At 56.2% G+C, this 25,319-nt stretch carries 16 protein-coding genes, 2 tRNA genes, 3 rRNA genes and 1 pseudogene; 9 read left to right on the forward strand and 13 right to left on the reverse strand.

The window, feature by feature from the left end:
- Positions 1 to 32 precede the first annotated feature (32 nt).
- Both yihX and typA read right to left on the reverse strand, forming a co-directional pair.
- The gene (gene yihX / locus L085_RS04285; protein WP_004931242.1) at positions 33 to 623 is read right to left on the reverse strand and encodes a glucose-1-phosphatase; all 591 of its coding nucleotides are present in this window, start codon (positions 621 to 623) and stop codon (positions 33 to 35) included.
- A 166-nt stretch (positions 624 to 789) separates the two neighbouring features.
- Entirely contained in the window at positions 790 to 2,613 is a 1,824-nt protein-coding gene (typA, locus tag L085_RS04290) for a ribosome-dependent GTPase TypA (RefSeq protein ID WP_004931243.1), read from the reverse strand.
- A 370-nt stretch (positions 2,614 to 2,983) separates the two neighbouring features.
- Between typA and glnA the strand changes: the two genes are divergently transcribed.
- From glnA to L085_RS25160, 4 genes are all read left to right on the forward strand, one after another.
- Positions 2,984 to 4,393 carry a glutamate--ammonia ligase gene (gene glnA, locus L085_RS04295; RefSeq protein WP_025304715.1) on the forward strand — a complete coding sequence of 470 codons (1,410 nt, stop codon included), beginning with the start codon at positions 2,984 to 2,986 and terminating at the stop codon, positions 4,391 to 4,393.
- Positions 4,394 to 4,586: 193 nt separating this feature from the next.
- Entirely contained in the window at positions 4,587 to 5,636 is a 1,050-nt protein-coding gene (glnL, locus tag L085_RS04300) for a nitrogen regulation protein NR(II) (protein ID WP_004931246.1), read from the forward strand.
- Positions 5,637 to 5,644: 8 nt separating this feature from the next.
- Positions 5,645 to 7,057 (forward strand): nitrogen regulation protein NR(I), encoded by a 1,413-nt coding sequence (gene glnG, locus L085_RS04305; RefSeq protein WP_015379452.1) that lies wholly within the window; start codon positions 5,645 to 5,647, stop codon positions 7,055 to 7,057.
- Positions 7,058 to 7,169: 112 nt separating this feature from the next.
- The gene (locus tag L085_RS25160) at positions 7,170 to 7,292 is read left to right on the forward strand and encodes a YshB family small membrane protein (RefSeq protein WP_144240646.1); all 123 of its coding nucleotides are present in this window, start codon (positions 7,170 to 7,172) and stop codon (positions 7,290 to 7,292) included.
- A 34-nt stretch (positions 7,293 to 7,326) separates the two neighbouring features.
- On the opposite strand, the gene hemN is transcribed toward L085_RS25160, so the two are convergent.
- A complete protein-coding gene (hemN, locus tag L085_RS04310; RefSeq protein ID WP_044030138.1) occupies positions 7,327 to 8,700 on the reverse strand; it encodes an oxygen-independent coproporphyrinogen III oxidase in 1,374 nt (457 codons plus the stop codon).
- A 186-nt stretch (positions 8,701 to 8,886) separates the two neighbouring features.
- Positions 8,887 to 9,425: pseudogene (gene yihI / locus L085_RS04315) on the reverse strand (Der GTPase-activating protein YihI); the annotation flags it as partial.
- A 734-nt stretch (positions 9,426 to 10,159) separates the two neighbouring features.
- Between yihI and yihA the strand changes: the two are divergent.
- Positions 10,160 to 10,804, forward strand: coding sequence for a ribosome biogenesis GTP-binding protein YihA/YsxC (gene yihA / locus L085_RS04325; RefSeq protein ID WP_004931258.1), 645 nt, complete (start codon positions 10,160 to 10,162; stop codon positions 10,802 to 10,804).
- A gap of 517 nt (positions 10,805 to 11,321) precedes the next feature.
- On the opposite strand, the gene polA is transcribed toward yihA, so the two are convergent.
- Positions 11,322 to 14,120 (reverse strand): DNA polymerase I, encoded by a 2,799-nt coding sequence (gene polA / locus L085_RS04330; RefSeq protein ID WP_044030140.1) that lies wholly within the window; start codon positions 14,118 to 14,120, stop codon positions 11,322 to 11,324.
- A gap of 497 nt (positions 14,121 to 14,617) precedes the next feature.
- Between polA and L085_RS04335 the strand changes: the two genes are divergently transcribed.
- Positions 14,618 to 15,514, forward strand: a complete 897-nt coding sequence (locus L085_RS04335; RefSeq protein WP_015379457.1) for an acyltransferase — start codon at positions 14,618 to 14,620, stop codon at positions 15,512 to 15,514.
- A gap of 42 nt (positions 15,515 to 15,556) precedes the next feature.
- Here the strand turns inward: L085_RS04335 and dsbA are convergent, their stop codons facing one another.
- From dsbA to L085_RS04350, 3 genes are all read right to left on the reverse strand, one after another.
- Positions 15,557 to 16,180 (reverse strand): thiol:disulfide interchange protein DsbA, encoded by a 624-nt coding sequence (gene dsbA, locus L085_RS04340; RefSeq protein ID WP_004931264.1) that lies wholly within the window; start codon positions 16,178 to 16,180, stop codon positions 15,557 to 15,559.
- A 29-nt stretch (positions 16,181 to 16,209) separates the two neighbouring features.
- On the reverse strand, positions 16,210 to 17,196 hold the full coding sequence (locus tag L085_RS04345; RefSeq protein WP_021504489.1) for a serine/threonine protein kinase: 987 nt from the start codon (positions 17,194 to 17,196) through the stop codon (positions 16,210 to 16,212).
- A 98-nt stretch (positions 17,197 to 17,294) separates the two neighbouring features.
- Positions 17,295 to 17,564 carry a YihD family protein gene (locus L085_RS04350; RefSeq protein WP_044030141.1) on the reverse strand — a complete coding sequence of 90 codons (270 nt, stop codon included), beginning with the start codon at positions 17,562 to 17,564 and terminating at the stop codon, positions 17,295 to 17,297.
- A gap of 148 nt (positions 17,565 to 17,712) precedes the next feature.
- Here L085_RS04350 and mobA point away from each other — a divergent pair, with 148 nt between their 5' ends.
- The gene (mobA, locus tag L085_RS04355; RefSeq protein WP_044030142.1) at positions 17,713 to 18,303 is read left to right on the forward strand and encodes a molybdenum cofactor guanylyltransferase MobA; all 591 of its coding nucleotides are present in this window, start codon (positions 17,713 to 17,715) and stop codon (positions 18,301 to 18,303) included.
- The gene (mobB, locus tag L085_RS04360) at positions 18,300 to 18,818 is read left to right on the forward strand and encodes a molybdopterin-guanine dinucleotide biosynthesis protein MobB (RefSeq protein ID WP_044030144.1); all 519 of its coding nucleotides are present in this window, start codon (positions 18,300 to 18,302) and stop codon (positions 18,816 to 18,818) included. Before mobA ends, mobB begins: the two co-directional genes overlap by 4 nt.
- 71 nt (positions 18,819 to 18,889) lie before the next feature.
- Here the strand turns inward: mobB and rrf are convergent.
- The 5 genes from rrf to L085_RS04385 form a co-directional block, all read right to left on the reverse strand.
- Positions 18,890 to 19,005 (reverse strand): 5S ribosomal RNA (gene rrf / locus L085_RS04365).
- Positions 19,006 to 19,104: 99 nt separating this feature from the next.
- Positions 19,105 to 22,012: ribosomal RNA gene (locus L085_RS04370) — 23S ribosomal RNA — on the reverse strand.
- Positions 22,013 to 22,219: 207 nt separating this feature from the next.
- A tRNA-Ala gene (locus L085_RS04375) sits at positions 22,220 to 22,295 on the reverse strand.
- Positions 22,296 to 22,334: 39 nt separating this feature from the next.
- A tRNA-Ile gene (locus tag L085_RS04380) sits at positions 22,335 to 22,411 on the reverse strand.
- A gap of 74 nt (positions 22,412 to 22,485) precedes the next feature.
- Positions 22,486 to 24,027, reverse strand: a 16S ribosomal RNA gene (locus L085_RS04385).
- The 16S, 23S and 5S rRNA genes sit together here with 2 tRNA genes alongside, the layout of an rRNA operon.
- A gap of 554 nt (positions 24,028 to 24,581) precedes the next feature.
- Here L085_RS04385 and L085_RS04390 point away from each other — a divergent pair.
- Positions 24,582 to 25,271, forward strand: coding sequence for a FadR/GntR family transcriptional regulator (locus L085_RS04390; protein WP_004933751.1), 690 nt, complete (start codon positions 24,582 to 24,584; stop codon positions 25,269 to 25,271).
- The last annotated feature ends 48 nt before the right edge of the window (positions 25,272 to 25,319 follow it).

Consider the following 25,319-nt stretch of genomic DNA (forward strand, 5'->3'; position numbering starts at 1 on the left):
TTGATACGCCTTAAGCTTAACGCGCCCTGCGCTCATTGAGCAAAATAGGCCGGCACCACGTCGCGATCGGTGACGTGCACCGTCTTGATCCCCAGCGCCTGCGCGGCGAGGACGTTCGCCGGGTGATCGTCGAAGAACACCGCGTCGGCGGCGGCGGTGTTTTCCGCGGCCAGCACATGTTGATAGATATCGGCCTCCGGCTTGCGCATGCCGAGATCTTGCGACAAATAGAGATGATCGGCAGCGGCGGCCACTTCAGGATAGTGCTGCGGCCAGTAGTTGCAGTGCAGACGGTTGGTGTTCGACAGCACCACCACCCGGTGGCCTTCGTTGCGCAGGCGCTGCATGATGTCGATCACTTCCGGGCGCAGCGCGACAAATACCGCCTGCCAGCCGGTGGCGAATTGTTCGAAGCTGAGCGCAATGCCCATTTCATCGCACAGCTTGCCGGCGAAGTCTTCATCGCTGATTTCACCACGCTCATGTTGCTGGAACACCTCACCCATGGCGAAACGATCGGACAGCACCGCCAACGGCGTGCCGCTCAAATTGCTCCACACGCCCAGCACACGCTTGAAATCGATATCGACGATCACATTACCTAAATCAAAGATATACAGCATAGTCCTCTCCTGATGGGCCGGTGAGATTTCACTGTAGCGGGAAAAGGAACAGCTGAACAGGGAGCGAACGGAAAAGCGCATAGCGCGCCGCACAAACGGGGAACAACAGAGGAAAAAACTCAGGGCGCGAGAGCCGCGCCCTAAGCATGAGACACTCAATCAGCGATTAAGCGTCTTTTGGACCGCGGCTGGCACGCTTACGATCGTTTTCCGTCAGGTGACGCTTACGGATACGGATCGAGGTCGGCGTCACTTCTACCAGTTCGTCGTCATCGATGAACTCCAGAGCTTGCTCCAGGGTCATTTTGATGGCCGGAACCAGGGTAGTCGCTTCGTCAGTACCGGAAGCACGCATGTTGGTCAGCTTCTTACCGGTCAGGCAGTTTACGGTCAGGTCGTTGGAACGTGAGTGAATACCGATGATCTGGCCTTCATACACTTCCGCACCGTGGCCCAGGAACAGCTTGCCGCGATCCTGCAGGCCGAACAGCGCGAACGCAACCGCTTTGCCCTGGCCGTTGGAGATCAGCACGCCGTTCTGACGCTGGCCCACTTCGCCCGGACGCACGTCGTCGTAGTGGCTGAAGGTGGAGTACAGCAGACCGGTACCCGAAGTCATGGTCATGAATTCGTTACGGAAGCCGATCAGACCGCGGCTTGGGATCACGTAGTCGAGACGCACGCGGCCCTTACCGTCCGGATCCATGTTTTTCAGGTCGGCTTTACGCTCACCCATCGCCTGCATCACGGAACCCTGATGCTGCTCTTCGATATCCAGCGTTACGTTCTCGAATGGCTCCTGCTTGCGGCCATCGATTTCGCGGAAGATAACTTTCGGACGGGAAACCGCCAGCTCGAAACCTTCGCGACGCATGTTTTCGATCAGCACCGACAGGTGCAGCTCGCCACGACCGGATACGCGGAAGGCGTCCGCATCGTCGGTTTCTTCGACGCGCAGCGCCACGTTGTGCACCAGCTCTTTGTTCAGACGGTCAAGGATCTGACGCGACGTCACGTACTTGCCTTCTTTACCGCAGAACGGCGAGGTGTTGACGTTGAAGAACATGGTTACGGTCGGTTCGTCGACGGACAGCGCCGGCAGCGCTTCTACGGCGTTGGTGTCGCAGATGGTGTCGGAGATGTTCAGCTCGCCCAGACCGGTGATGGCGATGATGTCGCCCGCTTCCGCCAGGGTGCTGTCGATACGCTCCAGACCCAGGTGACCCAGCACTTTACCCACTTTACCGTTGCGAGTTTTACCTTCGCTGTCGATGATGGTGACCTGCTGGTTCGGCTTCACTTTACCGCGCTTGATGCGGCCGATGCCGATAACGCCCAGGTAGTTGTTGTAGTCCAACTGGGAGATCTGCATCTGGAATGGCGCTTCCAGCTCAACCTGCGGCGCAGACACGTGGTCGACGATCGCCTGATACAGCGGGGTCATGTCTTCCGCCATGTCGGTGTGGTCGACGCCGGCGATGCCGTTCAGCGCAGAAGCGTAGATGATCGGGAAGTCGAGCTGCTCGTCGGTCGCGTCGAGGTTCACGAACAGGTCGAACACCTGATCCACAACCCAGTCAGGACGCGCGCCAGGACGGTCAACCTTGTTGATGACCACGATCGGCTTCAGACCGTTGGCGAAGGCCTTCTTGGTCACGAAGCGGGTTTGCGGCATAGGGCCATCCATTGCATCCACAACCAGCAGCACCGAGTCAACCATCGACATCACGCGCTCTACCTCGCCGCCGAAGTCGGCGTGTCCCGGGGTATCCACGATGTTGATACGGTAACCGTTCCAATTAATGGCGGTGTTTTTTGCGAGGATGGTAATCCCACGCTCTTTCTCCAAATCGTTGGAGTCCATTACGCGTTCGGTGGCTTCCGCACGCTCTCCGAAAGTACCGGATTGTTGCAGCAGCTTATCAACCAGGGTGGTTTTACCATGGTCAACGTGGGCAATAATGGCGATGTTACGCAAATTTTCGATCACAGCTTTGCCTCGGGCATTAGAAATAGCGCGCTATTGTACACGTATTAAGCGAGGGACTAAACAAGATCACAACCATCTCTTATAAACAACCGCGTACCGGTCAGTTTGTGATCCCTTTCACGGTGCAAAAAGCCGCAATCGTTGCACTTTTGCACCATTTCAGTGCCCAAGCCCACCCCAACTGCACCATTTCGGTGCAATTTATCACTGATGGTGCATACTGTTGTTGGGTAAAACCCGCGCAGAAAGGCGATGAAAGCCTTTTTTAAAAGTTGGCACGCTTTTCGCTTTAGTCTTTTCAAGGCGAAAAAAAGCCAGTTCCACAGATTCGTTCCACGACGACGACAATGATAAACCGGGAGAGTTAAGTATGTCCGCTGAACACGTTTTGACGATGCTGAATGAGCATGAAGTGAAATTCGTAGACCTGCGTTTCACTGACACCAAGGGTAAGGAACAGCACGTGACTATCCCGGCTCACCAGGTAAACGCCGACTTCTTCGAAGAAGGTAAAATGTTTGACGGCTCCTCTATCGGTGGTTGGAAGGGCATCAACGAATCTGACATGGTGCTGATGCCGGACGCCAGCACGGCGGTTCTGGATCCGTTCTTCGAAGAACCTACGCTGATCATTCGCTGTGACATTCTCGAGCCGGGCACCATGCAAGGCTACGATCGCGACCCGCGCTCCATCTCCAAACGCGCCGAAGACTTCCTGCGCTCCTCCGGCATCGCGGACACCGTGCTGTTCGGGCCAGAGCCTGAGTTCTTCCTGTTCGACGACATCCGCTTCGGCAGCAGCATCCGCGGTTCCCACGTGGCGATCGACGATATCGAAGGCGCCTGGAACTCCGGCACAAAATACGACGGCGGCAACAAAGGCCACCGTCCGGCGGTGAAAGGCGGTTACTTCCCGGTTCCACCGGTCGACTCTTCGCAGGATCTGCGTTCCACCATGTGTCTGACCATGGAAGAGATGGGCCTGGTGGTTGAAGCGCACCACCACGAAGTGGCGACCGCTGGTCAGAACGAAGTGGCAACCCGCTTCAACACCATGACCAAGAAAGCCGACGAAATTCAGATCTACAAGTACGTGGTGCACAACGTGGCGCACGCCTTCGGTAAAACCGCGACCTTCATGCCGAAGCCCATGTTCGGCGACAACGGTTCCGGCATGCACTGCCACATGTCGCTGTCCAAGAACGGCACCAACCTGTTCGCCGGCGACAAATACGGCGGCCTGTCTGAAACCGCACTGTTCTACATCGGCGGCATCATCAAGCACGCCAAGGCGATCAACGCGCTGGCCAACCCGACCACCAACTCGTACAAACGTCTGGTGCCAGGCTACGAAGCGCCGGTGATGCTGGCTTACTCCGCCCGTAACCGCTCCGCGTCCATCCGTATCCCGGTGGTCGCCAGCCCGAAAGCGCGCCGCATCGAAGCCCGCTTCCCGGATCCGGCGGCTAACCCATACCTGTGCTTCGCCGCGCTGCTGATGGCCGGCCTGGACGGCATCATCAACAAGATCCACCCTGGCGATGCCATGGACAAGAACCTGTACGACCTGCCGCCGGAAGAAGAAGCCGAGATCCCAAAAGTGGCCGGCTCGCTGGACGAGGCGATGGCCGCACTGAACGAAGACCGCGAGTTCCTGACCCGCGGCGGCGTGTTCACCGACGATGCGATCGATGCCTACATCGAACTGCGCAAAGAAGAGATGGACCGCGTTCGCATGACGCCACACCCGGTCGAGTTCGAACTGTACTACAGCGTCTAAGCCCTACCCGCGCCGTCTGCAAAGGCGGACGGCGCCCACAATTTTTGTTATCGCTTTTTTGTTGCCGTGGAAACTTTCAGCCCATCTTCGGATGGGTTTTTTCTCCACCGTATTTTCTGCAAAACTATTCCATACCGCGCCTATCCCGGATGGAGTAGGATAGATGCACTAAAAAGGTGCAGGAGTCTGCTGTATGGCAACTGGCAAGCTGCCCGATGCTGGGCAGATCCTCAATTCACTCATCAACAGCATCCTGCTGTTGGATGACTCACTGGCGGTTCACTACGCCAACCCGGCGGCACAGCAGCTGCTGGCGCAAAGCTCCCGCAAGCTGTTCGGCACGCCGCTGCCCGATTTGCTCGGTTATTTTTCGCTGAACGTCTCTTTGATGCGCGAAAGCCTGCGCGCCGGGCAGGGCTTCACCGACAACGAAGTGACTCTGGTGGTCGACGGCCGCGCGCATATCCTTTCCCTGACCGCTCAAGCGCTGCCGGAAGGCTATATCCTGGTCGAACTGGCGCCGATGGACAATCAGCGCCGCCTGAGCCAGGAACAGCTGCAGCATGCCCAACAGGTGGCGGCCCGCGATCTGGTGCGCGGTTTGGCGCACGAAATTAAAAACCCGCTGGGCGGCCTGCGCGGCGCGGCGCAGCTGCTGGCCAAGGCGCTGCCCGATCCGGCGCTGACCGAATACACCAAGGTGATCATTGAGCAGGCCGATCGGCTGCGCAATCTGGTGGATCGTCTGCTCGGGCCGCAGCGGCCCGGCCAGCACATCACCCAGAGCATCCATCAGGTCGCGGAGCGCGTCTGCCAGCTGGTGTCGCTGGAAATGCCGGATAACGTCACGCTGGTGCGCGACTACGATCCCAGCCTGCCGGAAATGGCCCACGACCCGGATCAGATAGAACAGGTGCTGCTGAACATCACCCGCAATGCGCTGCAGGCCTTGGGCGAGGCGGGCGGCACCATCACGCTGCGCACCCGCACCGCGTTTCAGATTACGTTGCACGGCACCCGCTACCGCCTGGCGGCGCGCATCGACGTCGAAGACGACGGCCCCGGCGTGCCGGCTCAGCTGCAGGACACGCTGTTCTACCCGATGGTCAGCGGCCGTGAAGGCGGTACCGGCCTGGGATTATCCATCGCCCGCAATCTGATCGATCAGCATTGCGGAAAAATTGAGTTCAACAGTTGGCCAGGTCATACCGAATTCTCGGTCTACCTGCCCATTCGCCAGTGAGGTTTGCAATGCAACGAGGGATAGTCTGGATCGTCGATGACGATAGCTCCATCCGCTGGGTGCTTGAGCGCGCGCTCACCGGCGCGGGCCTGAGCTGCGCCACCTTCGAAGGCGGCAATGACGTGCTGGAAGCCTTGGCCACGCAAACCCCCGACGTGCTGCTGTCCGATATCCGCATGCCGGGCATCGATGGTCTGGCGCTGCTCAAGCAGATCAAACAGCGCCACCCGATGCTGCCGGTGATCATCATGACCGCGCATTCGGATTTGGACGCGGCCGTCAGCGCCTATCAGCAAGGGGCCTTCGACTACCTGCCGAAACCGTTCGACATCGACGAAGCGGTGGCGCTGGTCGAGCGCGCCATCAGCCATTATCAGGAGCAGCAGCAGCCGGTGCGCAGCCAGCCGGCCAGCGATCCGGCGGCGGACATCATCGGCGAAGCGCCGGCGATGCAGGACGTGTTTCGCATCATCGGCCGGCTCTCGCGTTCGTCGATCAGCGTGCTGATCAACGGCGAATCCGGCACCGGTAAAGAGCTGGTGGCACATGCGCTGCACCGCCACAGCCCGCGCGCCAAATCACCGTTCATCGCCCTGAATATGGCCGCTATTCCCAAGGATCTGATCGAGTCCGAGCTGTTCGGCCACGAGAAAGGCGCCTTCACCGGCGCTAACCAAATCCGTCAGGGGCGCTTTGAACAGGCCGACGGCGGCACGCTGTTCCTCGACGAGATCGGCGATATGCCGCTCGACGTGCAAACGCGCCTGCTGCGGGTGCTGGCGGACGGCCAGTTCTACCGGGTCGGCGGCTATGCGCCGGTGAAGGTCGACGTACGCATCATCGCCGCCACGCACCAGAACCTGGAGCTGCGGGTACAGGAAGGCAAGTTCCGCGAGGATCTGTTCCACCGCCTGAACGTGATCCGCGTACACCTGCCGCCGCTGCGCGAACGCCGTGAAGACATCCCGCGGCTGGCGCGCCACTTCCTGCAGATCGCCGCCAAGGAGCTGGGCGTCGAGGCCAAGAACCTGCATCCGGAAACCGAAACCGCGCTGACCCGCCTGCCCTGGCCGGGCAACGTGCGCCAGCTGGAGAACACCTGCCGCTGGCTGACGGTGATGGCCGCCGGGCAAGAGGTGCTGATTCAGGATCTGCCGGGCGAACTGTTCGAAACCGCCGCGCCGGAAAGCCCCAGCCACAGTCTGCCGGACAGCTGGGCCACGCTGCTGGCGCAGTGGGCCGATCGCGCGCTGCGTTCCGGTCATCAAAATCTGCTGTCGGAAGCGCAGCCGGAAATGGAGCGCACGCTGCTCACCACCGCCCTGCGCCACACCCAAGGGCACAAACAGGAAGCCGCGCGCCTGCTGGGCTGGGGGCGCAATACCCTCACCCGCAAGCTTAAAGAGCTGGGCATGGAATAGGAACGGGGTGGATGATGAAAAACGCAGTCCGGCGCACAAAAAAACGCCAACCACAGACTTTACAGCCGGCGCGGGCGCAGTATGATCGTGTCGCACACTCTGGAGGTTGACGATGCTGGACTCATTCATCGTATTCATTTCTCAGGGCGCGGAGCTGGGCTCCGCCGCCAGCCACTCCCCGCAGGCGGCGGTCGCCGCGGTGTTGTGCGCCGCGCTGATTAACTTCTTCAGTTAAAAAAACAGCCGCATCAGCGGCTGTTTTTTCATCCTCAGATCACCCGAGAGAACTGCTGGCTGCGCGCCTGTTGCCGCAGATAGCGGTCGAAGCACATGCAAATATTGCGGATCAGCAAGCGCCCGCGCGGCGTGACGCGAATGCCCTGCTCGTCGCGCTCCACCAGCCCATCGCGTTCAAACGGCGCCAGCAGCTGCAGGTCTTCGGCGAAGTAAGCGGTGAAATCGATGCCGTATTGCCGTTCGAGCGGCTGATACGCCAACCGGAAGTTGCAGATCAGGGTTTTGATCAGATCGCGCCGCAGACAATCGTCGTCCGTCAGCGCCAGCCCGCGCCACAGGGCGTTGCCCTGCGCCGGTATGCTCTCATAGTAATGCTTCAGCTCTTTCTGATTCTGCGCATAGCTGTCGCCGAGCATGCTGATGGCCGACACGCCCAACCCCAGCAGATCGCTGTCGCCCTGGGTGGTATACCCCTGGAAATTGCGGTGCAGCTTGCCTTCGCGTTGCGCAATCGCCAGCTCATCGTCCGGGCGTGCAAAGTGATCCATGCCGATGAACTGATAGCCGGCGTCAGTCAGGAACGCGATGCTCTGCTGCAGGATATCCAGCTTCTGCTGCGCGCTGGGCAGATCGGCGTCTTTGATTTTGCGCTGGGCGGCGAATAAATTCGGCATATGCGCGTAGTTGAACACGCTGAGGCGATCGGGATTCAGTTCAGCTACCCGCTGCAGGGTGAAGGCGAAACTTTCCGGCGTCTGTTTCGGCAGGCCGTAGATCAGATCGATATTGGTCGAGCGGAAGCCCAGCGCTTTGGCCCGCTCGATCAGGGCGAAAATGAAGGCTTCATCCTGCTCGCGATTGACCAACTGCTGCACCTGCTTGTTGAAATCCTGCACCCCCATGCTCAGGCGGTTAAAGCCTTCGGCGCGTAAATGATCGAGCACATCCAGCGCTATCTCGCGCGGATCGACTTCGATCGACATCTCCGCATCGGGCAGAAAATCAAAATGTTCGCGCAGCAGCGCCACCAGCCGGCTGATTTGCGCTTTGTCCAGGTAGGTTGGCGTACCGCCGCCCCAGTGCATCTGACCGACCTTGCGGCCGGCGAACAGCGGCGCACGGCTGGCGATCTCTTGCGCCAGGACATTCAGGTATTCATCGGCCTTGTGCGTCTGACGCGTCACCAGTTTGTTGCAGCCGCAGAAGTAGCACAGCTTATGGCAGAAAGGGATATGCACGTACAGCGACAGCGGGCGCTCAGGGTAGCGCGCCGCGGCGCGTTGAAACGCCGCTTCGTCGTAGCGCTGGTTAAATTCCAGCGCCGTGGGGTATGAGGTATAACGCGGCCCTGAGTAGTTATATTTTTGGATCAGGGCCAAATCCCAGACAATCGTCTGCTCTGACATGCTCACTCCTTCCGATATCTTTTTCTACCGGGCCGGGAGAGGGGCGGTTGTCTGCGCTGTCTGGCCACGGAAGCGCTGCGAAAACGCGCTTTGCGCTTAGACAGCCGCCATAGTTTACCGAATAACCACAGCAGATAACACATCAAGAGTAGGGCTATTGTCGGGATCAGCCACATGGCGCGTTAAAAAAGCGTCCTTCGGGTTGCCGCCTTTCAGCAGCTTCAGAATATCTTCCTGCTTCTCTTCTTCTTCCTCATCGTCTTCATCGCCCAGCTCGATGCCCAGCACGTCCATCAGCACATCGATGCGATCCAACGTCTTGTCGACATACGCCTGCTCTTGCGCGTTCAGCGTTTCGCCATCGTCGATGCGATCCAGCAGCGCGTTCAGGCGTTCGTCATTTTCCAGCTTCGCCAGCTCTTCTTCCGGCGACAGGCGCGGTTTCGCTTCGGCCTTTGGCTTCGGTTGCGGTTTAGCCTTCACTTTGGTTTCATCGACCACCAGCGCAACCGGCACTTTACTGCCGATACGCGGATCTTTGGCTTCCGCCGCCGATTTGTTTTTCTGGCTGCCGGACTCGACCTGAGTGCGTGAACCGGAAGCGTGGCCGCGGCGTTTTTTCAGGCGTTTGCGCTCGCGCGCTTCCTGATCGAGCTCCATACGGCTTTTCTTTTCGTTTTTGACTTCGCCGCGCTGCCGCGAGGTGCTTTTGATGGCTGGTTCATAGCGTGTGCTCTTAGGTATGTAGATTCAGTATAGAATTGCGGCGGAATCTAGCAGAAAGCGGACAAAGAAAAAAGGCGGCAGGTTAAACCTGCCGCCTATTTCGCACCTTCTTGCGAAGGGTATTCCTGTTACGCGCTCCTTGCGTACATGCAACATCCCGGTTTTTCCTTCTGCTATAACCGCATTCCCTGCCACTACGTCCTTCATCCTGAAAGGAAAATCGTCCATGGCGCAATCCATTCGCATCCGCTCTTCTCGAGCGCGCTTCCTGCGGGCATCCAAACTGCCGATACTTCACCATCCGATGTGCCTGCCGCCTATTCCGGTGCGAAAGGGTCACTTCCTTTTGCGTTCATCCTGGCACTCATTGCACGCCCTGTGCATTCCCTGAGATTTGTCATCCTTCCCGGATGTTCCCTAATCCTGCGCAACCCTGCGTTAACGAGTACTTTACGTTATTGTTGCGAAGGCTCAAGGCACCTGACGCCGATTTGACTGACATTTTCACACAACGAAAAAATAACATGTTGTTTTTAAAATAAAAACATAAATATGACTTTCGAATAAAGCGACATTACCCGCGATTCGAATGGCAAATGTCTCACAACGTACGGTCGGCTTAACTGTTGTTTTATCGCGCCCCGCCGCTTAAAAACGGAGAAACACGCCATTTTTACCGCTGATGCAGTTATAATCGCCAACCAGTTAGCCATCCTCACGGAGACGAAAAATTTTGACCAGCAAGAACTACAACTATCATGTGACCCATTTCGTCACCAGCGCACCCGATATTCGCCATCTTCCGGGGGATGCAGGAATTGAAGTCGCCTTTGCCGGCCGTTCCAACGCCGGTAAATCCAGCGCGCTGAATACGCTGACCAACCAAAAAAGCCTGGCGCGCACCAGTAAGACGCCGGGGCGCACCCAGCTGATCAACCTGTTCGAAGTGGAAGACGGCATTCGTCTGGTCGACCTGCCGGGTTATGGCTACGCCGAAGTGCCGGAAGAAATGAAGCGCAAATGGCAACGCGCGCTGGGCGAATACCTGCAGATGCGCAACAGCCTGAAAGGGCTGGTGGTGCTGATGGATATCCGCCATCCGCTGAAAGATCTCGACCAGCAGATGATCCAGTGGGCGGTCGACGTCGGCACGCCGGTGCTGGTGTTGCTGACCAAGGCCGACAAGCTGGCCTCCGGCGCACGCAAGGCACAGCTCAACATGGTGCGTGAAGCGGTGCTGCCGTTTATGGGGGATATCCAGGTCGAAGCCTTCTCATCGCTGAAAAAGATCGGCGTCGACAAGCTGCGCCAGAAGCTGGACACCTGGTTTAACGAGATCCCGCCGGAAGTGCTGCCGGAAGAGGACATCGGCGAATAAGCCCTGATCGCACGTTTGAGCCGATGCCTCGCCGCATCGGCTTTTTTATGCCCGCAGATCGGCCGCAGGCGGGATTTTTTGTTATCTAATTACACTTTTGAAATAAAGCCATCATAAAGACTTATTGCCAAAACGGGCTTGTCTCGCCGAATTACGCGGATTAAGGGAGCGAAAGCTGAAATGAAAAGCGGGGCAGAGCGATAGGAAAAACGTATGGTTTGCTGCTGTTTTTACAATAAAAAACGCCCCAGTCAATACTGACTGGGGCGGCTAAATATTCAGCCAAATCCGATTACGTGAAGTAAAAGGTCTGAAAGATAGAACATCTTACCTCTGTACCCTACGCCTGTAACTCTACATCATTTTTTCGCAGGGAAAAAGAATTTTTTGTAGTTTACTTACACAATTTGCGGCGCAAGAACGGCGAAGTTGGGGAAACTATCGCCGCATCTTGTAGCTTAATTACGAAAAGTGCTTAGCTTCTCGCCAGTTAGCGCATACGGCGATAACCCGGCGATCAGTGCGCTTCATCCCAGTTCATGCCGACGCCCACATCGACCTTCAGCGGCACCGCCAGGGCCATGCTGCCTTCCATCAGTTGGCGGATGCGCTGGCTGGCTTCTTCGATCACCGATTCATGCACCTCGAACACCAATTCATCGTGCACCTGCATGATCGCGCGCACCAACGGCTTCTCCTGCCCTTGCAGCCAGGCGTCGACCTCGATCATCGCACGCTTGATGATATCGGCTGCCGTGCCCTGCATCGGGGCGTTGATGGCGGCGCGCTCGGCCGCCTTGCGGCGCATGGCGTTGCTGGAGCGGACGTCCGGCAGATACAGACGGCGGCCGTCCAGCGTGCTGACATAGCCCTGCTCGGAAGCCTGCTGACGGGTGCGCTCCATGTAATCCAGCACGCCCGGGTAACGCTCAAAGTAGAGATCCATATAGCGCTGGGCTTCCCCACGCGGGATCCCCAACTGACGCGCCAGGCCGAAGGCGCTCATGCCGTAAATCAAACCGAAGTTAATCGCCTTGGCGCTGCGGCGCTGCTCGCCGGTCACTTTATCTAACGGCACGCCGAAAACTTCCGACGCCGTGGCGCGGTGAATGTCTTTCCCTTCGGCAAAGGCCTTCAGCAGCCCCTCATCCTGTGACAGATGCGCCATGATGCGCAGCTCGATCTGCGAGTAGTCGGCCGCAACGATGCGGTAGCCTTCCGGCGCAATAAAGGCCTGGCGAATGCGCCGCCCTTCTTCGTTGCGCACCGGGATATTCTGCAGGTTCGGATCGCTCGAGGAGAGGCGGCCGGTGGCAGTCACCGCCTGATGGTACGAGGTATGCACCCGGCCGCTGACCGGATTGATCATCAACGGCAGCTTGTCGGTATAGGTGGTCTTCAGCTTCGCCAGGCCGCGGTATTCCAGGATCACCTTCGGCAGCGGGTAGTCCAGCGCCAGCTCGGCCAGCACCTCTTCGTTGGTGGACGGCGCCCCGCCCGGGGTTTTCTTCAGCACCGGCAGCTTTTGTTTTTCGTACAGGATCGCCTGCAGCTGCTTGGTCGACGCCAGGTTGAGCGGCTCTTCCGCCAGCTCGTGGGCCTGCGCCTCCAACTCTGCCAGACGCTTGGCCAACTCCTGGGAGTGGGCCGACAAAATGGCAGGATCGATCAGCACCCCGGTGCGTTCGATATGCGACAGCACCGGCAGCAGCGGCATTTCAATCTCATTGAATACCGTCAGCAGTTCCGCGCTCTGTTTCAGCTGCGGCCACATCGCCAGGTGCAGCTGCAGCGTGACATCGGCGTCTTCGGCGGCGTAAGGCGCCGCCTGCTCCAGCGCGATCTGGTTGAACGTCAGCTGGTTTTTGCCCTTGCCGGCAATCTCTTCGAAGGTGATGGTTTTGTGGCCCAGATAACGATCGGCAAGGCTGTCCATATCATGACGGCCGCCGACGCTGTCCAGCACATAGGACTCCAGCATGGTGTCGTAGGCGATGCCGCGCATCTCGATGCCGTAACGCGCCAGCAGGCTCATATCGAACTTCAGGTTTTGCCCGACCTTGAGCGCCTTCTCGTCTTCCAGCAGCGGCTTGAGCGCCTCCAGCACATAAGCGCGATCCAGCTGCGCCGGCGCATCCAGGTAATCGTGCGCCACCGGCAAATAAGCCGCTTCGCCCGGCGCGATCGCGAAGGACAGGCCGATCAGGTTGGCGGTCAGGGTATCCAGACCGTCGGTTTCGGTATCGAAGGCAAACACGTCGGCCTTTTTCAGCCGCGTCAGCCAGTCGGTAAAGGTCGCTTCATCCAGGATAGTGACATATCCGTCCTGGGACAGCTTGGCTTCCGCCAAGGCTTTCGGCGCTTCCACGGCGGCTGCCGGTTTGGCGGCGCCGGCAGCTTTCGCGCCCGCGCCTTTCTTGTTTTCCAGCCAGACGCCAGCTTCCACGTCCGCCAGCCAGCGTTTGAACTCGTACTGTTTGAACAGCTGTTGCAGCGTATCGACATCCGGCTCAGATACCGTCAGGTCCGCGCAGGTCAGATCCAGTTCGACGTCGGTTTTGATCGTCGCCAGCTTATAGGAGAGGTACGCGACCTCTTTGTTCTGCTCCAGCTTGGCCGCCATGGTTTTGGCGCCGCGGAAGCTCAGCGTGGCGATGTTCTCCAGATTGCCGTACAGCGCATCCAGCCCGCCGATCCCCTGCAGCAACGCCTGGGCGGTTTTCTCGCCCACGCCCGGTACGCCGGGAATGTTGTCCGATGAATCGCCCATCAGCGCCAGGAAGTCGATGATCAACTCCGGCGGAATGCCGTACTTGTCGCACACTTCCTGCGGGCCGAGGATCGTGTTGTTCATGGTGTTGATCAGGGTGACGTTCGGCGTCACCAGCTGCGCCATGTCTTTGTCGCCGGTGCTGATCAGCACCGCATGGCCGGCCTTTTCGGCCTCCAGCGCCAGCGTACCGATAACGTCGTCCGCCTCAACGCCGGGTGTCACCAGCAGCGGCAGACCCATCGCCTTGACCATGTTGTGCAGCGGCTCGATCTGCGCGCGCAGATCGTCCGGCATCGGCGGCCGGTGCGACTTGTATTCAGCGAACAGCTCATCGCGGAAGGTCTTCCCTTTGGCATCAAACACCACGGCAACGTGGCTCGGTTGATACTGCAGCAGCAGGCTGCGCAGCATATTCAGCACGCCGTACATCGCGCCGGTCGGCTCGCCCGCCGAGTTGGTCAGCGGCGGGAAGGCGTGATAAGCGCGGTAGAGGTAGGAGGAACCGTCAACCAGGATTAGTGGGTTTTCTGCAATCTGGGCCATAGCGTTTCTTTATCGTGATCGGACATAGGGGTAAGCATGCCATAGCTGGCCGCCGGAGACGAACCTTAGCGTGCATTGCGGACGAAAATGATGTGATTGTGTGCGAGGATCCGCAAGATCTTACCTGTGGATAACTTTGTGCATAGAAAAGAGACCGAATTATAACGCTGCGATTATCGTTATAACGGCGAATAAAATTCCTATTTAAATCACCGCGTTAAAAGAACGAATTCCGGCGACGCTTTATTACTGGCATTTATTGAATTTGTGGATATAACTTTCGCCGGATTTTAATCGCACTATTAATCAAATTCGGCGCCTCAATTACCATAGCACAAGCTGGACAAGTTGCACGAAAACTCAGCAAATGGTTATCCGATGAGACGAAAAACAGTGATTTTAAGCGGCGCTTTACCCCGGCGATTTCTGTTAAAATGCATTTTTGTTCATGCGCTTTGGCATGCAACGATGTTCCCACCAACCGTCAGCCCATAATCATGCCAAGATTGTTAACGCCTGTTATCTTTATCATTTCCGTCATACTTACCATTCTGGTGACGGTGTTGTGCTCCATCCCCATCACGCTGGCCGGCATCGTGAAACTCCTGGTGCCCATTCCCGCCGTTTGGCGATATATCTCGGCTTTCGCCGATTTCATGATGTGGTGTTGGTGCCAAGGGCTGGCGCTGTTATTGCGCATTAACGGGCAATTGCGTTGGGATATTGAAGGGCTGGAAGGGTTGGATCGCAAAAACTGGTATCTACTGATCAGCAACCACGAAAGCTGGTCGGACATTGTCGTGTTATGCGTGCTGTTCAGAAATCATATTCCAATGAATAAGTATTTCCTCAAGCAACAGCTCGCCTGGGTGCCTTTTGTCGGTCTGGCCTGCTGGGCGCTGGATATGCCATTCATGAAGCGTTATTCCCGCGCCTATTTGCTCAAGCATCCGGAAAAGCGCGGCAAGGATATCGAAACGACGCGCCGTTCCTGCGAAAAATTCCGCCAGCGTCCAACCACCATCGTCAATTTCGTCGAGGGTTCACGCTTCACCGAAGCCAAGAAAATTAAAAGCAATTCGCCGTATCGCAATTTGCTGGCGCCTAAAGCCGCCGGCATCGCGTTTACGCTCAGCGCGCTGGGTAATCAGTTCGACAAAGTGTTGAACGTTACTCTGCTCTATCCGGAAAATAACCAGCGGCCTTTTATGGATATGCTGTGTGGGCGGCTGACGCGTATCGTGGTGAGAATAGAGACGCTGCCGATCGATGAAACCCTGCACGGCGACTACTTCAACGACAAACAGTTCAAGCGGCGCTTCCAGCTGTGGCTGAATACGCTGTGGCAGGAAAAAGACCGGTTGCTGGATAAATTGAAGCGGCAATACGGATAAAAAAACGCCGGCGATGCCGGCGTTTTTCATGTTGAATCAGGCTTATTTCTGCTGGCTGAGGAATTTAACCACATCGGCGAACTGCTTCACGTAAGCGTCCATCGAGCTGGTGTCCAGGCCATCGTTTTTAACCATGTATTTGCCGTTGACGAATACCGCCGGCACGCCGCGCAGCTGCAGATCTTCTGCGGCTTTCTCCTGTTGAACCACCAGAGATTTCACCACGAAGCTGTTCCAGGCCGCGTCATAATCTGCGGCGGTCACGCCCGCTTTCACGAAGACGTTGCGGATATCGTCCGGCGTTTGCACGGTCTGGGTTTTCTGCACCGCTTCAAACATCAGCGGGCTCACCTTGTCTTCCACGCCCAGCGCCATCGCCACCGCCCACGCCTGAGTCAGCTGTTTGCCCAACGGCCCCAGGAACTCCACGTGGTACTTGGTCATTTTGGTGCCGGCAGGCAGCGCTTTCTTTACGTTCTCAGACACATGATAGACCTGCTCGAACTGGTAGCAGTGCGGGCAGTAGAAGGAGAAGAACTCCAACACCTGCGGCTCGCCGGTCACCGGTTTGTCCAGAGTCACATACTGAGCGCCATCGCTAAACTGTGCCGCCGAGGCACTGAATGCCATCACCATGCCAACGAGCGCCAACCATATTTTTTTCATAAGACTAAACTCTCCATTGTGTTAAAGCTTCAATACATTGGCGTCAGCTGCAGAGGGGGCTCCTGCAACAGCTTAACCTGTTCGGTGAAGGCCGCAGTCTGAGACAACCAGAAATCAGACTCCGCCATCCACGGAAAACTCTTAGGGAAGGCCGGATCCTGCCAGCGGCGAGCGACCCAGGCCAGGTAATACACCATGCGCATCGCCCGCAGTGGTTCAATCAACGCCAGCTCGCGCTGATCGAACTCGGCAAATTCGCTATACGCCTCCAGCAAGACATCCAGCTGCATCAGTTGATCGCGACGTTCGCCATGCAGCAACATCCACAGATCCTGCACTGCCGGGCCGTTGCGCGCGTCATCAAGATCGACGAACAGCGGGCCATCGCGCCACAGAATATTGCCCGGATGGCAATCACCGTGCAAACGGCGCGGTTGCCAGTTCAGATGCCAGTGCGACTTGATCGCCGCAATCAGATTATCCGTCGCCTGCAGGAACGCGTCACGCTGCGTTGCCGGTAGCAGCTCGCAATCGGCGAGCACCTGACGCGGGGCGGTGAGGTACTCTTCAATCCCCATCGTTGGCCGCTCAGCGAACAAACGCTCACCGCCGACCTGGTGGATACGCCCCAGAAAACGGCCCACCCATTCCAACTGATCCAGATTGTCTATCTCGTATTGCCGGCCCCCTACGCTGGGGAACAGGGCAAAGAAAAAGCCGCCGTGCGTATGCAGCGTAGCGCCTTGCACCGCCAACGGCGCCACCGCCGGGATCTCCGCGCCGGCCAGATCCAGAGCGAACTGATGTTCCTCACCGATCTGTGCGGCGCTCCAGCGCTCCGGGCGGTAAAACTTCACCACGTAGCGCCGGCGATCTTCGTCCATAAACTGATAGACGCGGTTCTCGTAGCTGTTCAGCGCCGTCAGGCCGGAATCGACGCGCAGGCCAACTCCTTCTAGCGCGTCCATAATCAAATCGGGCGACAGGGTTTCGAAATTAAAAGCAGAGTTATTCATAACGTTCGTTTGATCGCTGACAGCACGGTGCCGGGAATGAGAAATAGTAGCATTAATGGCGCATTTCACGCGCTATGCTTTCTCGCACCGCACGAGGATCAGCCCTTGATAACGCCGCGAGCGCGCAGCAGCGCCGTTTTAAAATCTTCTTCGTAATCTTTCTTCAGACCCGGGATCTGATCCGTGCCGGCGCTGCCGCGCATTTTCAGGTGATAAATGAGAATGTCGTCGCTCAGTTCGGACAACTCGCCCTGGAAGCCCGCTTCCTTCGCCAGCTTTTGCAAAAACTGCATCAAATTGAGATCGGGATCTTCCTGCCAGGCCGGGTGCAACAGCTCGATCAACTCGTTTACGCGATGCGTTTTCATCTCAATATCGTCCAATAGCATGAATAAACTCACAAAGTAACAGGCTTACCCACACAGTGAAAGAACCGGCTTGTCAATAAAGGTAAATCCTGATGTCACGCCGGCTTTAGCGCTACAATCAGCCCATCGACAAGGCGGGATAAACGAGATGCATAAAGAAATCAGCGGCGTCATTTTGGCCGGTGGACGGGCCACGCGTATGGGCGGTGAAGACAAAGGCCTGGTGTCGATTGGTGGTATCGCACTCTATCAACACATATTGGCTCGGTTACGGCCGCAGGTGGCTTCCATCGTCATCAGCGCCAATCGCAATCAGGCATGTTACCAGGCGAGCGGTTTGCCGGTGATTGGCGATCTGACGCCCGATTTCGCCGGGCCGTTGGCCGGTATGCTGGCCGGACTCAAGCAATCTTCCAGCGAATGGGTGGCCTTCGTCCCTTGTGATGTCCCCGACTTTCCCGCTGACTTAGTGGCACAACTCTGGCGGCAAAAAGGCGCAGCGCCGGCTGCCTTTGCCAGCGATGGCGAACGTGATCACCCTACGCTGGCGTTACTGCATACCCAACTAGCGCCGCAGCTGGCCGACTATCTGGCGCGCGGTGAACGCAAGCTGATGCTGTTCTTGCATCAGATTAACGCACAACGCGTGGTGTTCAGCGGACAACAAGCGGCATTTCATAACCTGAATACGCCGGAAGACTGCCTACATTGGCAGCAAACACGAGAGCTAAAGAAATGAATCGTTCATTGCCCCCCTTGCTGGCCATCGGCGCCTACAGCGGAACGGGGAAAACCACCCTGCTCAAACAGCTGATCCCGTTGCTGAAACAACGCCAGGTAAGGATTGGACTGATCAAACATACGCATCACGACATGGATGTGGATACGCCAGGTAAGGACAGCTATGAGCTGCGTAAAGCGGGCGCCGAGCAAACGCTGGTCGCCAGCGATCGCCGCTGGGCATTAATGACCGAAACGCCGGAGCAACAACCTTTGGATCTACGCTACCTGGCAGAGCGTTTTGATGCCGATAAGATCGATTTGATTCTTGTTGAAGGGTTTAAACATGAGCCGGTCAGCAAAATCCTGCTTTATCGGGCCAAGATCGGCAAACCGTTGGAAGACATGTTGGATCAGTTTGTCGTGGCGGTAGCCAGCGACCGACCACTATCCATCTCAGCTAAGCAGCTGGATCTCAATCAACCGGAAAACATCGCCGACTTTATTGTCGAGTGGTTGAAAGGCGCAGCGTAGCTGCGCTTTTTTACGTTTTACGCATAGCAAAAAGCCCTGAACGTCAGTTCAGGGCTTATTGTTTATWTGATGCCTGGCAGTGTCCTACTCTCGCATGGGGAGACCCCACACTACCATCGGCGCTACGGCGTTTCACTTCTGAGTTCGGCATGGGGTCAGGTGGGACCACCGCGCTATTGCCGCCAGGCAAATTCTGTTTCATTCCAACCGCTTCACTCTCGTGTCGCCATCAGAACCAATCTCGGAACTTCGCTGAAAATCTCTCTAAAAACACCTTCGGTGTTGTAAGGTTAAGCCTCACGGATCATTAGTACTGGTTAGCTCAATGCATCGCTGCACTTACACACCCAGCCTATCAACGTCTTAGTCTTAAACGTTCCTTCAGGGRCCTTAAAGGYCCAGGGAAGACTCATCTTGAGGCAAGTTTCGCGCTTAGATGCTTTCAGCGCTTATCTTTTCCGCACTTAGCTACCGGGCAATGCCATTGGCATGACAACCCGAACACCAGTGGTGCGTTCACTCCGGTCCTCTCGTACTAGGAGCAACCCCTCTCAATCTTCCAACGCCCACGGCAGATAGGGACCGAACTGTCTCACGACGTTCTAAACCCAGCTCGCGTACCACTTTAAATGGCGAACAGCCATACCCTTGGGACCTACTTCAGCCCCAGGATGTGATGAGCCGACATCGAGGTGCCAAACACCGCCGTCGATATGAACTCTTGGGCGGTATCAGCCTGTTATCCCCGGAGTACCTTTTATCCGTTGAGCGATGGCCCTTCCATTCAGAACCACCGGATCACTAAGACCTACTTTCGTACCTGCTCGAGCCGTCACTCTCGCAGTCAAGCTAGCTTATGCCTTTGCACTAACCTCACGATGTCCGACCGTGATTAGCTAACCTTCGTGCTCCTCCGTTACTCTTTGGGAGGAGACCGCCCCAGTCAAACTACCCACCAGACACTGTCCTCACCCCGGATCACGGGGCCGAGTTAGAACATCAAACATTAAAGGGTGGTATTTCAAGGATGGCTCCACGCAGACTGGCGTCCACGCTTCAAAGCCTCCCACCTATCCTACACATCAAGGCTCAATGTTCAGTGTCAAGCTATAGTAAAGGTTCACGGGGTCTTTCCGTCTTGCCGCGGGTACACTGCATCTTCACAGCGAGTTCAATTTCACTGAGTCTCGGGTGGAGACAGCCTGGCCATCATTACGCCATTCGTGCAGGTCGGAACTTACCCGACAAGGAATTTCGCTACCTTAGGACCGTTATAGTTACGGCCGCCGTTTACTGGGGCTTCGATCAAGAGCTTCGCCTTGCGGCTGACCCCATCAATTAACCTTCCAGCACCGGGCAGGCGTCACACCGTATACGTCCACTTTCGTGTTTGCACAGTGCTGTGTTTTTATTAAACAGTTGCAGCCAGCTGGTATCTTCGACTGGCTTCAGCTCCATCCGCAAGGGACTTCACCTACATGCCAGCGTGCCTTCTCCCGAAGTTACGGCACCATTTTGCCTAGTTCCTTCACCCGAGTTCTCTCAAGCGCCTTGGTATTCTCTACCTGACCACCTGTGTCGGTTTGGGGTACGATTTAATGTTACCTGGAGCTTAGAGGATTTTCCTGGAAGCAGGGCATCAACTACTTCTGCACCGTAGTGCATCGTCATCACGCCTCAGGGTTAGTATGCAACCGGATTTACCAGGTCACACCCCCTACACGCTTAAACCGGGACAACCGTCGCCCGGCCAGCCTAGCCTTCTCCGTCCCCCCTTCGCAGTAACACCAAGTACAGGAATATTAACCTGTTTCCCATCGACTACGCTTTTCAGCCTCGCCTTAGGGGTCGACTCACCCTGCCCCGATTAACGTTGGACAGGAACCCTTGGTCTTCCGGCGAGCGGGCTTTTCACCCGCTTTATCGTTACTTATGTCAGCATTCGCACTTCTGATACCTCCAGCAACCCTCACAGGCCACCTTCAACGGCTTACAGAACGCTCCCCTACCCAACAACGCTAAGCGTCGCTGCCGCAGCTTCGGTGCATGGTTTAGCCCCGTTACATCTTCCGCGCAGGCCGACTCGACCAGTGAGCTATTACGCTTTCTTTAAATGATGGCTGCTTCTAAGCCAACATCCTGGCTGTCTATGCCTTCCCACATCGTTTCCCACTTAACCATGACTTTGGGACCTTAGCTGGCGGTCTGGGTTGTTTCCCTCTTCACGACGGACGTTAGCACCCGCCGTGTGTCTCCCGTGATAACATTCTTCGGTATTCGGAGTTTGCATCGGTTTGGTAAGCCGGGATGGCCCCCTAGCCGAAACAGTGCTCTACCCCCGAAGATGAGTTCACGAGGCGCTACCTAAATAGCTTTCGGGGAGAACCAGCTATCTCCCGGTTTGATTGGCCTTTCACCCCCAGCCACAAGTCATCCGCTAATTTTTCAACATTAGTCGGTTCGGTCCTCCAGTTAGTGTTACCCAACCTTCAACCTGCCCATGGCTAGATCACCGGGTTTCGGGTCTATACCTTGCAACTAATCGCCCAGTTAAGACTCGGTTTCCCTACGGCTCCCCTATACGGTTAACCTTGCTACAAAATATAAGTCGCTGACCCATTATACAAAAGGTACGCAGTCACACCACGAAGGTGCTCCCACTGCTTGTACGTACACGGTTTCAGGTTCTATTTCACTCCCCTCGCCGGGGTTCTTTTCGCCTTTCCCTCACGGTACTGGTTCACTATCGGTCAGTCAGGAGTATTTAGCCTTGGAGGATGGTCCCCCCATATTCAGACAGGATGTCACGTGTCCCGCCCTACTCATCGAACTCACGACCTGTGCATTTTAGTGTACGGGGCTATCACCCTTTGCTGCGCGACTTTCCAGACGCTTCCACTAACACACAAGCCGATTCAGGTTCTGGGCTCMTCCCCGTTCGCTCGCCGCTACTYGGGGGAATCTCGGTTGATTTCTTTTCCTCGGGGTACTTAGATGTTTCAGTTCCCCCGGTTCGCCTCATGCCACTATGTATTCATGACATGATAGTGTGTCGAAACACACTGGGTTTCCCCATTCGGGTATCGCCGGTTATAACGGTTCATATCACCTTACCGACGCTTTTCGCAGATTAGCACGCCCTTCATCGCCTCTGACTGCCTAGGCATCCACCGTGTACGCTTAGTCACTTAACCTCACAACCCGAAGATGTTTCCATCGTTCGYGCTGCAAACATTTGAGAGACTCTATGACAGGTTACTCTTTATCCCRRWRCTTCTACGGAGGGATAAATTTCAGCCGTCATGTTTCAATTTTCAGCTTGTTCCAGATTGTTAAAGAGCAAAATACTTCGCAGCATACTGTCGCCAATATACTCTGAAGTATTGAAATACCGGACTATATGGTGGAGCTAAGCGGGATCGAACCGCTGACCTCCTGCGTGCAAGGCAGGCGCTCTCCCAGCTGAGCTATAGCCCCATACAGTCACGCGCAGTACCTTTTCCACTTCATGAGAAGTGGTAGGCCTGAGTGGACTTGAACCACCGACCTCACCCTTATCAGGGGTGCGCTCTAACCACCTGAGCTACAAGCCTATAAAGGTATTTCTGCTCGTTACTTTCTATCAGACAATCTGTGTGAGCACGCCACGCGAACTAATATCTTTAGGTAAGGAGGTGATCCAACCGCAGGTTCCCCTACGGTTACCTTGTTACGACTTCACCCCAGTCATGAATCACAAAGTGGTAAGCGCCCTCCCGAAGGTTAAGCTACCTACTTCTTTTGCAACCCACTCCCATGGTGTGACGGGCGGTGTGTACAAGGCCCGGGAACGTATTCACCGTAGCATTCTGATCTACGATTACTAGCGATTCCGACTTCATGGAGTCGAGTTGCAGACTCCAATCCGGACTACGACGTACTTTATGAGGTCCGCTTGCTCTCGCGAGGTCGCTTCTCTTTGTATACGCCATTGTAGCACGTGTGTAGCCCTACTCGTAAGGGCCATGATGACTTGACGTCATCCCCACCTTCCTCCAGTTTATCACTGGCAGTCTCCTTTGAGTTCCCGGCCGAACCGCTGGCAACAAAGGATAAGGGTTGCGCTCGTTGCGGGACTTAACCCAACATTTCACAACACGAGCTGACGACAGCCATGCAGCACCTGTCTCAGAGTTCCCGAAGGCACCAATCCATCTCTGGAAAGTTCTCTGGATGTCAAGAGTAGGTAAGGTTCTTCGCGTTGCATCGAATTAAACCACATGCTCCACCGCTTGTGCGGGCCCCCGTCAATTCATTTGAGTTTTAACCTTGCGGCCGTACTCCCCAGGCGGTCGATTTAACGCGTTAGCTCCGGAAGCCACGCCTCAAGGGCACAACCTCCAAATCGACATCGTTTACAGCGTGGACTACCAGGGTATCTAATCCTGTTTGCTCCCCACGCTTTCGCACCTGAGCGTCAGTCTTCGTCCAGGGGGCCGCCTTCGCCACCGGTATTCCTCCAGATCTCTACGCATTTCACCGCTACACCTGGAATTCTACCCCCCTCTACGAGACTCTAGCTTGCCAGTTTCAAATGCAGTTCCCAGGTTGAGCCCGGGGATTTCACATCTGACTTAACAAACCGCCTGCGTGCGCTTTACGCCCAGTAATTCCGATTAACGCTTGCACCCTCCGTATTACCGCGGCTGCTGGCACGGAGTTAGCCGGTGCTTCTTCTGCGAGTAACGTCAATTGATGAACGTATTAAGCTCACCACCTTCCTCCTCGCTGAAAGTGCTTTACAACCCGAAGGCCTTCTTCACACACGCGGCATGGCTGCATCAGGCTTGCGCCCATTGTGCAATATTCCCCACTGCTGCCTCCCGTAGGAGTCTGGACCGTGTCTCAGTTCCAGTGTGGCTGGTCATCCTCTCAGACCAGCTAGGGATCGTCGCCTAGGTGAGCCATTACCCCACCTACTAGCTAATCCCATCTGGGCACATCTGATGGCAAGAGGCCCGAAGGTCCCCCTCTTTGGTCTTGCGACGTTATGCGGTATTAGCTACCGTTTCCAGTAGTTATCCCCCTCCATCAGGCAGTTTCCCAGACATTACTCACCCGTCCGCCGCTCGTCACCCAGGGAGCAAGCTCCCCTGTGCTACCGCTCGACTTGCATGTGTTAAGCCTGCCGCCAGCGTTCAATCTGAGCCATGATCAAACTCTTCAATTAAAAGCTTGATTTGCTTCCACTCGAGAAGCGATGCTCAAAGATTTACTGCATGAATTTTACTTCAGTTAGTCACTCTTCAAGACTTGATATTTTTTTGCATCCGAAGATGCTGGATATCGTCTTGTGGAGTGCCCACACAGATTGTCTGATAAATTGTTAAAGAGCAGTGCCGAGAAACTCATCGGCGCGGGCTGCGTATACTACGCTTTTCGCCCGGAGAGTCAAGCGTTTATTCGTATAACTTCGTATAATGTATGCTATACGAAGTTATGCGACTACGCTTTTCGCCCGGAGAGTCAAGCGTTTATTTCGCTTTCTTCTCGCTAACCCGGCGGCTTGTCAGTCGTTGTTCCCGGTCAGTGGAGGCGCATTATAGGGAGTTCTCGGCAGGCCGCAACCCCCTAATTGCAAAAAAACYTTTTCAAGCGCGGATTTTTTTCAACAAAAGGGCGAAAAAGCGGCGAATTAATGTCACTTTTTCAGGTAAACAGCCATAAAAGCTGGCGATCACTGGAGTAAAATAGAAATAACGATGTCAGTAAGGATCCGCAGCCATGCCGTTAAATGCACAACAACAGGCCGCCCAACGCAATCTTTCTTATCTGCTTGCAGAAAAACTCGGCCAACAAATTCTGGCAGGCGATTATCAGGCCGGCAGCATCCTACCTGGCGAAATGGAACTGGGCGAGCAATTCGGCGTCAGCCGCACCGCGGTGCGCGAAGCGGTAAAGATGTTAGCCGCCAAAGGCATGTTGTTGCCGCGCCCGCGCATTGGCACCCGCGTGATGCCGCAAAGCCAATGGAATTTCCTCGATCAAGATTTACTGACCTGGTGGATGACGCGGGAAAACTTCGATCAGGTGATGCAACACTTCCTTATCTTGCGCACCTCGCTGGAGCCGCAGGCCTGCGCGTTGGCGGCAAACCACGCCAGCCCGCAACAAACCAAGTTGCTGGCGGGGCTGATGGCGGAAATGCGCGCGCTGCATACCCAGTTTGATCGCGAGCGTTGGATCCAGGTCGATACCCAATTCCACCAGCTTATCTACGAGGCCAGCGGCAACCCGTTCCTGACCTCGTTCGCCAACCTGTTCAGTTCGGTGTACCAAAGCTACTTCCGCGCCATCACCGGCAATGAAGTGATCAAGCTGCGCCATCATCAGGCTATCGTCGATGCGATACTCGCCGGAGACAGCGCAGGCGCACTCGTCGCCTGCCAGGTGCTGCTGAAAGAGAAAGACTAGACACGCTCCCCCGCTTATATATAGAAGAAAGAGACGAGGGACAGACGA

Source organism: Serratia sp. FS14 (assembly GCF_000695995.1).
In the GTDB taxonomy this organism is placed as follows: Bacteria; Pseudomonadota; Gammaproteobacteria; order Enterobacterales; family Enterobacteriaceae; genus Serratia; species Serratia nematodiphila.